Source organism: Paenibacillus sp. P46E (assembly GCF_001909095.1).
In the GTDB taxonomy this organism is placed as follows: domain Bacteria; phylum Bacillota; class Bacilli; order Paenibacillales; family Paenibacillaceae; genus Paenibacillus_AQ; species Paenibacillus_AQ helianthi.
Window position 1 is genome coordinate 1 of sequence record NZ_LVYZ01000053.1, and the last position, 13109, is coordinate 13109.

Sequence of the window (13109 nt, forward strand, 5' to 3'; positions counted from 1 at the left end):
ATATTAAATTTGTAATAATGAGAGGAGTGAACGGTCATTTTATCCACACAAACACGTGAAATTGTCAAATCCACAGCCCCTGTCTTAGCGGAACATGGAACAACTATAACAACGGTGTTTTACCGGAATCTCTTTGCGGCCCATCCTGAGCTTTTGAATGTATTTAATCATGCCAATCAGGCACAAGGCCGGCAACAGACTGCCCTTGCGAATGCAGTATACGCTGCCGCAGTTCACATTGACAACCTGGAGAACATTTTGCCGGCAGTCGTCCAGATCGCCCACAAGCATGTCAGTCTTGGCATTAAGCCGGAGCAGTACCCGATTGTCGGTGAATTTCTGCTGAAAGCGATCAAGGAAGTGCTTGGAGACGCGGCAACCGATGAGATCCTGAAGGCTTGGGAAGAAGCTTACGGTGTGATCGCAGCTGCCTTCATTGGGGTTGAAGCGAACATGTACAAGGAAGCGCGTGAGCAAGAGAACGGGTGGAACTTCTTCAAACCGTTTACCGTCGTCCGCAAAGTACAGGAAAGCGGCAGCATTACTTCTTTCTATCTGCAGCCAGCGGACGGATCAGGCGTACCGGAGTTCAAACCAGGGCAGTATATCTCTGTTCGTGTTCTGATTCCGGGTGAAAAATACACCATGATCCGCCAGTATAGCCTCTCTCAAGCCTCGAAGCCGGACGAATTCCGTATTTCGGTGAAACGGGAAGCAGACAATGATCCGAATGGTGTTGTCTCTGTCTACCTCCATAAGCAGGTAAACGAAGGAGACACTGTAGAAGTAAGTGCACCTGCCGGAGAATTTCTGCTGGATACTACAAAAACCTCACCGGTGGCTTTTATCTCCGGCGGTGTTGGAATCACGCCGATGATGAGCATGCTCGAAACGGTTGCAGTGTCATCGCCCGAGCGCCCTACTGTATTCCTGCATGCAGCACGCAATGAATCGCTTGCCGCTTTTGGTCATGATATCGAAAAGCATGCGCTGAACATGAGCAATATCAAATATAAAACCTTTTATTCAAGCGGCCCGGACGGCCAAATCAATCGTGAAGCTTTAGCGTCGTACGTTGATCCTGCTGGTGATGCCTATGTATGCGGGCCGGTTCCTTTCATGGAAGCTATGATCCGTGAACTGCTGGCGATAGGGATGAAAGAGGATCAGATCCATTATGAGTTTTTTGGTCCAGCCATGCAATTAGAACAAGCCTAGTCACACATAATAGAAAAGAGTGCTCCGGAATTTAGATTCTGGCGCACTCTTTTTTCTTTTTACTGTTCAGTCAATGTATTTCTCCAAGGAGGGCCGGTTCCGGATAATCATCCGCTTATTGCCGACCAGCTCTATCAGCCCCAGGTCTTCAAAGATGGCAAATTTCCGGCTAATGGTCTCCCGGGTAACACCAACGTAATTTGCCAGCTCTTCACGGGACAGCGGGAGATCGATATGGATCTTGCCGCCACGATTTTTACCATAGACATCGCTAAGCTCCAGAATCATATAGGCAATCCGTATTTCCGGATCCTTGGTAGCCAGGCTTTGGGCCAGATTCTCGGTATGCGCCAGTCTTTTAGTTACCGTCTTAAGCAGTTTGAAGGCAATATCGGGATTATCCATGATCAGCAGCTCCATATCTGTTTTGGTCAGCATGCAGATACTGGTATCTTTCAATGCATATGCGCTAAAGTTACTTAGCTCATCGCTGTTAAAGATGCTCAATTCGCCAAAAAAATCACCGGCTGTCAAAATGTGCAGGATTTGCTCCTTTCCCTGCGGTGTCATTTTGGACAGTTTCACTTGTCCTTGCTGAATAATATACAGGGTATCCGTCGGCTGTTCTTCCAGAATCAGAGACTGTCCCTTGGAGTACTTCCGGTGGATAATCATCGCACTGATCCGGGAGAGGTCCGCGCCGGAAAGGGAAGCGAAGATGGGTACTTTGCGGGTGCAGGGCTCAGTGGCATTCTGGCAGGAATGTTCCGGCATATCGGGTCTCTCCTTTGTCTTATTCTCTATGAGATGGGTGAAAAATGACTGGTATCTTCGCCGCAGACCGGGCAGACCCAATCCTCAGGCAAATCTTCAAAAGCGGTGCCCGGTTCTACATCCTCATCGGGGTCACCCAACGCCGGATCATAAATATAACCGCAAGGCTCACATACGTATTTTTTCATTGGGTTGATCTCCTCTTTTTTAAGTTCAATGATTTAACTTTGCAATCTACGCTTAACTTCCGTCATAATTTCTGAAATACTACGGGAAAGATCGATGCCTTCCAGGCTGCAGCCCGACTCAATTGCGGATTTATAGGTCAATGAGGCCGCTGCACCCTCCCAGGAAACAGCCCCGGTCATTGTGTAATCTTTCACAAATATCTGCGTATACACCCCGTTCTCCAGTGCGGACACACTCTGATCACACCGTGCTTCGTCGGTGTCTCCAATCGAGAAAAGCGAGATCCCAAACGCATTAAAGAAGGTAACCGGAACAGCTTTGCGGTAAGCAACAGGTTCAGCAGCCGCCATATTGTTACCGGCAATACGTCCCTGCTCCATGGCTCCTCCCCACAAACCTTCCACATGTCCGTTCATTTCCGCTATATCTCCGGCCGCATATACATGGGGTGCACTGGTCTCCATGTTGGCATTCACGACAATACCTGAACGGGTATCAATCGGGGTGTCCTTCACAAGCGTTGTATTCGGGACAATACCTATCGAATAAACGACATGATCACAGGAAATTACAGAATTATCGTCAAGTGTAACCCCTGTTACGGATTCCACACCTGTTATCGAGGTCACACCGGTATGCAGAATAACCTTCACACCGGCTTGTTCAAGGGTTTCCTTCAGCATTTTTGAAGAGGTTTCATCCAGTTGACGAGCCATTAACCGCGGGGCCGCTTCGATAACAGTCACTTCATAACCGGCTTCGTGTAAGGCCCATGCCGTCTCCAGACCTTGTACACCACCGCCGATGGTTACGATACGGTTGCCGCTCTCAAGACTCGCTTTCAGGGAATCAGCATCTTCCAGATCCCTGATGGTATGGACATTCTTCAGCCCTGCACCCTCCACTGGAAGTGCCCGGTTTCTCGCCCCCATACAGAGCAGCAGCTTGTGGTAAGTGATCATTCTGCCGTCAGCTGTCTCGACTTGTTGCCGGTCTGTATGAATATTCGTTACCCGGGTTGAGGTTTGCACAGCGATGCGGTTATCCTTATACCACTTTTCCTTCTTGATCAGTACCTTTTCACTGTGCAAATCGGTGAACAATCCTTTGGTCAGCTTAATCCGGTTGTAGGGCAAATGCCCCTCCTCACCCAGAATGGAAATCTCCGTATCAGGATCCTGATCGCGAATCGCCTTGGCAGCATGAACAGCAGCCACTCCACTGCCAATAATAAGATAATGTTTATTCATGTTCTGCCCCCTTAATAAGAACTGAGCAGAAGATCAGAGACAAATTCCGCAGCATTTTTGATTTTTTGAACCTTATCCGGCGCCTTAGGTGAGAAACGGACCCGTATCGGGAATTCGATGTGGATCATCCCTGTAGATTTGATGACATCGGAAGTACTCTGTACAATCATGTTCGTAGCGTTCAGATAATCCTGGATCACTTCAATCGCTTCCCCGCTCCAACCGTAGGAGCCAAAGGCAGCTGCCAGTTTGCCTTCCAGATCCATATTCTTCATCTCTTGCAGGATAGGCTCCAGGTTGCCGATCATATCAGCATATCTGGTAGAGCTTCCTATAAACACGGCATCTGCAGAGGCGATACTGTTCAGAATATCTTCCGCACTACTCTTGTCGGCATCCCACACTTCAGTCTCAATCTGGTTTGCATTCAGGCAATCCTTCATGATATTCGCCATTCTTTTGGTATTATTCTTAAGCGTGGTATAGACAATTACAGCCTTTTTGCCTTCTGTTGTCTCACGGCTAAGTACATCGTAGAGATCAATATATTTACGGATATCCTCCCGGATCAGGAACCCATGAGAAGGCGCAATCATCTCAATATCAAGGTCTTGGACGGCATCGATCAGCGTTCTGACATATCTGCGGTGCGGGTGAATAATCGCACTGTAATAGCCTTTGAAGTCATCCGTGATGTCGAATCCGGCTTCATCGCTGAACAGCTTCTCCACCGCAACGTGGGTACTGAAAATATCACAGGGGAAGAGGATTTTATCTTCCACACAATATGTGATCATCGTCTCAGCTGTATGGAGATACGGAGTCTCCTTGAACAGCAAGGTTTTTCCGCCGATATCCAGTGTATCTCCGTCCTTTACAACCAGGAAGTTACGGCTGTGAAGCTTGTACATTTCCTGAAGTTCCGGCACGGCAATCGCTGTACAGACAATCGTGGCATTGAGTGCCCGTGAAGAAAGCGCGGCCAGTCCCCCGGAATGGTCAGGTTCTGTATGGTTAATTACGATATATTCAATATCCATGGGATCAATGAATTGGCTTAACCGCTCCGCATATTCACGTCCAAACTCCATATCTACAGTGTCAATGATCGTAGGTTTGCCGGTTTTCAGCAGGTAGGAGTTATAGGTAGTTCCTTTCGCCAGGATCAGCCGATGAAAAGGTACCTCCCTGTTATCAATTTTACCGACCCAATAAGTATCTTTCGCAATCTTGTATTCTGTGTTCATATGCTTAACCTCCTGAATGATAATGTTTATCAACAACTTCATTCTAGCTTGGAGGCTAAACAAAAAGGAGGATTACAATCACATTTTGAAATTTTCAAAGTTCATCTATTCATACTATAAATATACACGGTTGCGGCCAAAGGGTTATGCGTATGGTCACTTTGCTTGCCAGTAGCGTTTAAGAATTTTATCGGCCTCTTCCCGGATCCGGCAGCGGAAAGACTCCGGTTCGAGTACTTCTACATTCCCGCCCCAGCTAAGGACATACGGAAGCAATTCTTCCGTGTGCCGGACTCGAAAAGTGAAGAATAGACCGTCCGTGCTCTCCTCCGTCGATTCCATATAAAAATTGCCGGTCTCCAGGATTCTATCGGCTATCTCAGGATTCACCCGAACCAGCACCTGTAAGTTACGATCGTCCTTTTGGCGGTAACGGCTAAGATCAAACCCAGGCGGTACAAGAAACGGCTCTTCCAATATAGAAAGCTCCGTCATCCGTGACAACCGGAAATGGCGGATATCCTGCCGCAGGTCGCAGCGTGCGATCAAAATCCAATTCCCTTGAATGTACATCAGCCCATAGGGAGCAACCTCACGTCTGCTTTTCCGGTTTCCATCAGATTCAGGCAATGTTTTCTGGTACGTGAAGCTTAGTTTGCGCCGTTCAAGAATGGCACGCCTAGCTTCTCCGAGATAGTCCTTCTCCTTAAGGCCGGTTAACGGTTCTCTGGCGTGAAGAAGGCGCATGGTTTCCCGCACCCGCGTGGATTCAAAACGTACCGGCTCTGGCAGGATCGCCTCAATTTTGCGACGGGACGCTTTGGCCACGCTGCCATACAAGGAATCCAGTCTCTGCTCGATGAAATCCGTTCCCATAATCAGAGCCACGGCCTCTTCGGCGGTGAAGCCGACTGGCGGCAGGAAGTACCCGTCCATCAGGGAATATCCCTGCCCGGGGGCACCGACAATCGGAACTCCAGCTTCGCTCAGGGCCTGAATGTCGCGGTATATCGTCCGTACGCTCGTCTCGAATTGAGCAGCCAAATCTTCCGCTCTAAGCACCTTGCTCCGCTGAAGTTCAAGTGTAATGGCGAGCTGCCGTTCGGTTTTATTCATGTTAACCCCTCACTGCTTCCTTAATTTTAGCGGTTTCGGCTAATGATATAGTCCAATAAATGCTTCAGAAAAGTGATTTTGCGAGGAATCGCATCCAGTGCTTCCATAGCATAGCAATAGTGATTCCACATCTCGACTCTGGCAGTTTCCGGACCAAGTATAGATACAAAGGTCGAATTATTATTCTCCACATCCATACGGGTGTTTTTGCCAAGCAACTGATGATCCCCCTCCAAATCAAGCAAATCATCTTTGATCTGAAAAGCAATGCCTGCATGATAGGCGAATGTTTTCAAGGCAGTGATTTCCGCAGGCTGCACCTCAGCAAGAATGGCTGGCATCACCAGAGAGGCTTCAAACGCCAACCCCGTTTTATAAAAACACATCATATTCAATTGCTCCAGAGTTAATGGGATACCTTTGGATTGCAAATCCATCACTTGCCCCATGCACATGTCCTCTGCCTTTTCAGCTGAATATCGCATCAGTGCCAGCACGGTTTCCGGATTAAAAGCCTTCAGTGACGCTTGTTCTTGTATGGCCTTCTGAATCAGATAGAGACCTGTTAATTCTGCAGTGGCGCTATTATGCACCTGATGCAAGGTTGGCCGTCCTCTGCGGGTTGATGCATTATCCTGTGAAGGCAGATCATCAAAGATCAAAGATGCGGTATGCATGAATTCCAATGATCGGAGCAGCGGCTCAATTGCAGCAGGCTGAAGTCCATACACCTCGACCCCGAGGACCCAGGTCAAAATAGGCCGAATCCGCTTCCCGTCTCCGGTCAGACTATAATTTGCAGCCTCAATCAGCGATTCCTTCATCGGAGGAATTCCATCCGGCCTGGGAATTTTCAGCATTTCGTTAATTTGATCCCTCACCGTGTGAACGGTACGCTGAAAATCTTCTTTTTCCTTCCGGTTATTCTTCAAATCGGTATTGATCTGGTCCCGCAGCAGCTTATCGAAGAAATCCACATGATCTGCTCTCCGGACCATTTGTTGCACGAGCTGATTGAATTCCGGATTCCCGGAGGCGAAAATCCCCATGAGCTCATTATACTTTTCTGTGCCGATGCGTGCTTTACAGCGTTTGAGTCCGTTAATTGCACGGTCCAGAATGACCTCAAGGGTCTTCGGGTCGGAGTGATATACATTATGGATCAGATGGCAGATGACCGTCCAGTATAATTCATAGGGGTTGATCAGATCCGAACGCTCATGCCGGTATTTCAAATAGTAGGTATACGGGGTTACCGCTCCTTCCTCCATATCGTCAAACATATCCGCAAAATCGTCAGCCAGCTGATTGTAGATACCATAATAAAAGGTCCGCTCATCAAATCCTTTATCTGCTTGTGCGCCAATTACGGAACGGACAATTAACCGGGAGGATGAGGATTTTATAATGATAGGGATATAGAGCTCCTCGTTGCTGTATCCCGAATTAGAGAGCTCCTTATTGCGGTCTATATCCTGGGAATGAAAGAACACATAAGATTGCTCAAAAAAGGTTGTCTCTGTCTCTGGCTTCTGAAGACTCTTGATATATTCGAACGCATTCGTTAGTTCCGCATGGACATATTGAATGATCTCCATGTTCATTCCAGGCCACTCGTTAAGCTCAGGGACAAGCCCAGTTAGAAGTGCTGTTCGTATCATGCCGGAGTATTGTTCTTTCTCTGGCGCTGTTAAAACCTTAGAATCCAGAAGATCGTCAATAAAAGGATACGTCAAACCATAGGAATAGCCGATCCGGATCGCTTCATCCAGTCTTCGGGTACGTTCTGCGGACGTTGTATTCTCATCCATATCTTCTACCACATGCAGGACGACTCCGACAATGATTTTGATTAGTTTGCGTTCGGCTTGATCGGCATCCATTTCCTTCGGGATATGAGAGGCGACATTCTTAAGTTTCTCTATCAGCCAAATGGCCGTGGTTTCTATACCTTCCTTCTGGGCCCATCGGAAAAATCCGGCTACGCTGATAGATTCGGGACGGTCCCCCTTTACAGTTGTATTGGAAGGAACCAAATGATTCTTCGTATCGGTGATTACCTGCTGAATTCGTGCCTTTGTGCGGGGATCGTCAAGCGCTTTCCCTAAGTCTCTCATATAAATATAGGAAATGCTCCGATCCAAATAGTCATCTAATTTACCGTTATCATTCAGCCATGCTATATATTTATCATTGTCCCGGGAATCCGCACTTCTCTTCCCCCGCGAAAAAAAAGACAGCCATGAATTTTTATGAATATGGTTCCGTTTCCACAACTGAATATCTTTGGTCAAAGCAGGGACATACGTTTTGTCCATAACCTGCATATTAAGGGATGCAAAATACTGAGCCGCCTTATGCTCCGCCACCCTGTATACCGTCTCACCCTGATCCGTAATCTTATCATTCATATGCATTCATTACCTCTGCTTAAATTTTTTATGAGCATCCTAATCATAACCCTAATACGGGTAGAAATCTTTTTGGTTACACAGCAAAGAAACCGCCCTTTTGGTAAATGGAGGGAGCACCCAACCATCTCTACAAAGGAGCGATTTCTCACTGAAGTTTTTATTTATATCTCCCGAAACCTCTACATTTACCGACCCGTGTCCTGAAACTCATCTGTCCGGTCATAACTCAACCTCTGCTGCAGGATTATGGCCAGTTCTTCAGCGGTATCATAGACGATTGGACGGATATCTTTGACTTGTACCCACAGTTTACCGGCTTCACTGCTGTTCACGGTCCAGATCACCGGGATGTTCAATCCAAGCGCGTATCCTGCTGTAAAATACACCTCTGGAGAATGACCGGTCAAGTCTGCAATCATCAATTTGCTGTCCCCGATACGCTCAAGGGAATAGTTGTCCTGATTCTGAGCTTTTTCATCCCGAAGCAAGCGCGGCATATAACCGAACTGCTCGATTTTCGGCAACAGCATTTCCAGCCACTCTGTGCGCTGATCCTCCTCATCCGGAATGAGAACGAGGCATGGCTTTAATTTTTTCCCGCCAGCGTTTGCTGCGGCCTCGCTCCATCCCTTGTCTGTAAGCTTAAAGGTCATGCCTTCCCGGATGAGCAGCTGCTCACTGATCAGTATATCAATGATATATACCAGCTCTTGCAGGTTGGGAGAATACGTCAGGTTGTAGCTGCTGGAGAGTGGCTGAATGACAACCGGTTCTCCCGGGCCTTCAGAATGCCTGTACAAATATTGATTGAACCGGTTCCCTTTGTCCTCAATAGTCACAGGGATTTTCGGCGAATCTGCAATGGATTCCAAATCGTCTTTGGATAGTGTAACCTGTACACCGCAATCGGTCATTTCCCGGATATAAGCCGACACGATATGAAGCATATCGCGTTTCTTTTGGTGCGGGAGTGAATGAATAGCTTCGTAGCTGTCCCTCAGCAGATCATAGAACCCGCCTGGTGAACAAGAACAACCTTCATATCTGTCATATTCACCTTCAGGCTTCACAGGGACTATCTCATCACAGAATAAACAGTGTTTTCTATTCATGATCATACATCACCTCTTAGTCCATACTCTCTCCACCTTATCAATAATCTATGGAAAAGTAGACAAGAAGATATTTCCTGCACTAACCGCCGGCGCTATGGATGAGACCAGACAACGGTCATCTAACCGTCTGGTAAACGAGGCCTATGGCTCCAGAATCAAATGTCTTGTTTTCGATAAGTTTAAGATTGACCTTCTCCTTCAGACCTTGGAATAACGGTAACCCGCTGCCGATCAGGACGGGAGAAACTGTAATCTTATACTCATCTATTAAATCAAGCTGCATGAGGTAGTGTGCGAACCTAGGACTGCCGAGGATAACCATATCTTTGCCTGGCTGCTGTTTGAGGTGCTTGATCTCTTCTCCGATATTTTCTTTAACCAGTCTGGAATTGTTCCATTCGACTTTCTCCAGTGTCCTGGAAAAAACGATTTTGGCTGTCTTTTCAATCCACTCGGCATGATTCAGTTCATGCTGCGAAGCTGATGGATTCGAAGGCACAGAGGGCCAATAACTGTGCATCATCTGATAAGTCCCGCGTCCCCATATAACAGTGTCGGCAGTACTTAGAATTTCTTGCGCGTGTTTCTCCAAATCAGCATCGTAGGAAACCCAGCCAATGTCCATTTCACCCTTAGGCCCTTCTACAAAACCGTCAAGCGATGCATGCAGGAATAGAACGAGTTTTCTCATTATCCAATTCTCCTTTGTTCATCAGGGATATTTAAAATCTAAATTACCTACATTTTAGCATAATTCAACTCAGGTTGTTTCTTACGTATTGCTAATCTGCCCGTCATCACACCAAGTATGGATCCTGCTCAAAAAACCGGGGTGTCCCGCGCTGCCAATTCCATGGCATATGGGAACACCCCGGTTGCTTATTTACTGAAGCAATTGCTGAAGCTGAGAAATCTCCGCATGGTAGTGCGGCTTGAAATCTGCGGATTTCATGTAATGCGACAAGCTGGATAAGAACTGTCTGCCCTCAGGTGTGCCGCTTACTTTGTCCGCGTCAAGTGCACAGATCAGGAGATTACCTGCCCCAACGCTGCACTCCAGTAAGAAGCCTAGCTTATGATTACGCTCAAAGTTGTCGATGGTCTGCACAATAGGACTCCACGAACGGTCGAATCCATCCAGGATAATGGACTTCGAATTCTGAACGATGTTCCACCAAGGGTAAGTGGAATATTCTTCGCACGGGAAATCACGGAACACAGGATGGCTGTTATCGATCAGCAGACCCATTGTACCCACGGGTACGGGCTTGTTCATGCTCTCGGATATTGAACGGAACATGGGATAACACCAGAAATCCGTACAATAAAAACCTTCAACAGCATTTTGGAGCAACTCCGGCTTTGGCATGAGCAGCACATTCTGGCCTTGATCCAGCAGGGCCAGCGCTTCCGGTGATAGTTCCTGGAAGACATGTACATCGTCCAGCACTCCGTTGCTATTTTCCGGATATATCCACACATCATAGCTCTTGCGGATATCAGTACCCGGTATCCACAAGGAAAGAACGGCTTGGGTCATCTGCACGACCTCAGGAAGAGCGATGGATAAATCACAGATATCAATATAATTTGAACCAGCTGGTACCCCTGCTTCGGAAATACCTGCCGCCAGTGTTCCCTCTTCTGTATTCAACTCCCATTTCAGTAGAATCATATCCGGTGCACCGGTCCGGTACCAGGAGAGTTCAACATGAGCGTCGAAATGTTCCCCGGAGACATAGTTATACTTCGGAAATCTTGCCAACAGGACTGCATCACTGCAGAACGTACGCCATTCATCAGCGGAAACAAGGCTCTTGGAATCCATGAAGGCATCGAGGACCCCTACCAGCGCCGTTCCCTGGCCACTGAAGTCCTGTAAATCCAGAAGCTGGAATCCCGCAAGTCTTCGGGTACGGAACGCAGCCTCAAGCTCTTCTTTGTAGCAGGCCACTGCCAGCTGTCCAGAGCATTCAAAATATTTAGCCGCGAGATGGCCCAATCCCTTGTCCTCCAGCCGGCTGCGGAAGACTTCAAAATTTTTGGCTTTGAGAGAGCCTGTATATTTACTGATTTCTGCATAATTCGGATAAGTCGCATATTGACCAATCTCGTGGGAGACTACCGGAATTCGCGGAATCCATTCTCCGGATGTGTCACCGATCTGCACGGTCTTGGCTTCAGTACCGTACTGGATTTGAATGGTATCCCCCGTTGCCGCTTCTGTATCTTCTCCGTTCCCCATAGCTGGCGGTACGAATTGCTCATCATAATCCTTCATGGTGCCAGGCATATCCGTCTGAACATGCCCCAGGGGAGCATCACACATCGCATAAGAGCCTCTGAACAGCCGGTCTTTGGAAAACCGCACACCACAGAAGAAATCTTCATGCTCCAGAACTTCCGGAACAAACTGATGGTTGTTGGAGCCCTGCGTATACAGATGTCTATTGTCGAATGCCTTATAGTCTTTCAGAAAGGAATCAATCTTGGTTCTGCTGCCCCATAGTTCGTTGCCAAGCGACATCATTACGAAGGAAGGATGGTTGCCAAATGCCCGTAGAATGGCATATCCTTCGCTGATCAGATAGTCTTGCTCGGCTTGATTATGGCCCTCATCCGTTTCTTCTGTGATCGTTCCCCAGAACGGCAGCTCCGGCTCCATATAGATACCGAGCATGTCTGCTGCGGCAAAGGCTGCCTCCGGCGGACAACAAGTATGAAAACGGTAATGATTAATACCGTAGGACTTCGAGATGCCAAGTATTCTGAGCCATTCCTCCAGATCAGTCGGGGCGTATCCGGTTAATGGGAAAATCAGACCGTCATGCTTGCCGCGGAGAAAGGTTTTTTGTCCGTTAATCATGAATTTGTCGCCGCCGGTCTTGAATTCCCGGAGTCCAAAAATCAGCTCATGCTGATCAGAAGCCTCATCACCTGTACCGTTTAGATCAATGCTTATCTTATAGAGATTGGGTTCGGAGTCACTCCATAGTAGGGCATCCGGCCCCAGGCCGTAGCTGACCCAAAACTCACCGCGGGAGATGTTGTACTCCTGTACAGCTCTAGTTTGCGTTGTCTTACTATTGAAACTAACGGCTGATACTTTGATCACGCCCGTATCCGCACCTTCAAGAGTAGCTGTGATTCGTACGGATCGTGCGGACACATCCGGATCAATCCGAATGCCGCTCAAATAGGATTCGCTGTAAAATTGCAGTTCAATACGTCCGGTAATCCCATTCCAGTTGGTCTGGGTATCCTTGGAGGTTAAATGTCCGCCCTTTGTCGGATAATCCGTATTATCAACCCGGATAGTGAGAGTATGATTACCTGAGCGAAGCTGTCCTAGGTCGTACACATGAGGGGTATTAAGGCTGTCACGGTTACCGATCTCCAGACCATCCAGCCAGACCGTGGTAAGTCTAGTCCGTTCCAGATGAAGCATGCATGTTTTACCGGAAAGCGCCTCCGGAATTTCAAAGTCTTTTGAATACCAGGCCTGTCCCTCAAACAGGTATTCATCTGTGAGAGCGTCTACAAGTATATCCACGTTCTTCGGTCCCTTAAGGGCGTGTGACGTTGTGCCCGGAAGAGAGATGACATCAGCAAAAGGCATTGCCAGTCCTTGCTTTGTCATATCCAATTGCAACTTCCATTCGCCTTCCAGGCTGATCTTCGTATGCATCATATCACTCCTAATATAATCTCTAGTCTCTTTCTTTCTCTCTGAGCGTGCCGGTTTCCTGCAAGATTACAACACTGTTATAAAAAAAGACACAAACA

At 47.6% G+C, this 13109-nt stretch carries 10 protein-coding genes; 1 reads left to right on the forward strand and 9 read right to left on the reverse strand.

Going from position 1 to position 13109, the window contains the following annotated elements; all coding sequences use genetic code 11:
- Positions 1-36 precede the first annotated feature (36 nt).
- Positions 37-1218, forward strand: a complete 1182-nt coding sequence (gene hmpA / locus A3849_RS19945) for an NO-inducible flavohemoprotein (RefSeq protein ID WP_074112988.1) — start codon at positions 37-39, stop codon at positions 1216-1218.
- Positions 1219-1284: 66 nt separating this feature from the next.
- On the opposite strand, the gene A3849_RS19950 is transcribed toward hmpA, so the two are convergent.
- The 9 genes from A3849_RS19950 to A3849_RS19990 form a co-directional block, all read right to left on the reverse strand.
- A complete protein-coding gene (locus A3849_RS19950; protein ID WP_074112989.1) occupies positions 1285-1992 on the reverse strand; it encodes a Crp/Fnr family transcriptional regulator in 708 nt (235 codons plus the stop codon).
- A gap of 26 nt (positions 1993-2018) precedes the next feature.
- The gene (rd, locus tag A3849_RS19955) at positions 2019-2180 is read right to left on the reverse strand and encodes a rubredoxin (RefSeq protein ID WP_074112990.1); all 162 of its coding nucleotides are present in this window, start codon (positions 2178-2180) and stop codon (positions 2019-2021) included.
- Positions 2181-2213: 33 nt separating this feature from the next.
- Entirely contained in the window at positions 2214-3431 is a 1218-nt protein-coding gene (locus A3849_RS19960) for an NAD(P)/FAD-dependent oxidoreductase (RefSeq protein WP_074112991.1), read from the reverse strand.
- Between the two features lie 11 nt (positions 3432-3442).
- Positions 3443-4678 (reverse strand): FprA family A-type flavoprotein, encoded by a 1236-nt coding sequence (locus A3849_RS19965; RefSeq protein ID WP_074112992.1) that lies wholly within the window; start codon positions 4676-4678, stop codon positions 3443-3445.
- Positions 4679-4834: 156 nt separating this feature from the next.
- On the reverse strand, positions 4835-5794 hold the full coding sequence (locus A3849_RS19970; protein ID WP_074112993.1) for a helix-turn-helix transcriptional regulator: 960 nt from the start codon (positions 5792-5794) through the stop codon (positions 4835-4837).
- 26 nt (positions 5795-5820) lie between these two features.
- The gene (locus tag A3849_RS19975; protein ID WP_083613602.1) at positions 5821-8205 is read right to left on the reverse strand and encodes a polyprenyl synthetase family protein; all 2385 of its coding nucleotides are present in this window, start codon (positions 8203-8205) and stop codon (positions 5821-5823) included.
- Between the two features lie 188 nt (positions 8206-8393).
- Positions 8394-9320 (reverse strand): hypothetical protein, encoded by a 927-nt coding sequence (locus tag A3849_RS19980; RefSeq protein ID WP_074113039.1) that lies wholly within the window; start codon positions 9318-9320, stop codon positions 8394-8396.
- 118 nt (positions 9321-9438) lie between these two features.
- Positions 9439-10014: a dihydrofolate reductase family protein gene (locus tag A3849_RS19985; RefSeq protein ID WP_074112995.1), complete on the reverse strand. Its 576-nt coding sequence runs from the start codon at positions 10012-10014 to the stop codon at positions 9439-9441.
- 192 nt (positions 10015-10206) lie between these two features.
- A complete protein-coding gene (locus A3849_RS19990; RefSeq protein WP_074112996.1) occupies positions 10207-13011 on the reverse strand; it encodes a glycoside hydrolase family 2 TIM barrel-domain containing protein in 2805 nt (934 codons plus the stop codon).
- Positions 13012-13109 lie beyond the last annotated feature (98 nt).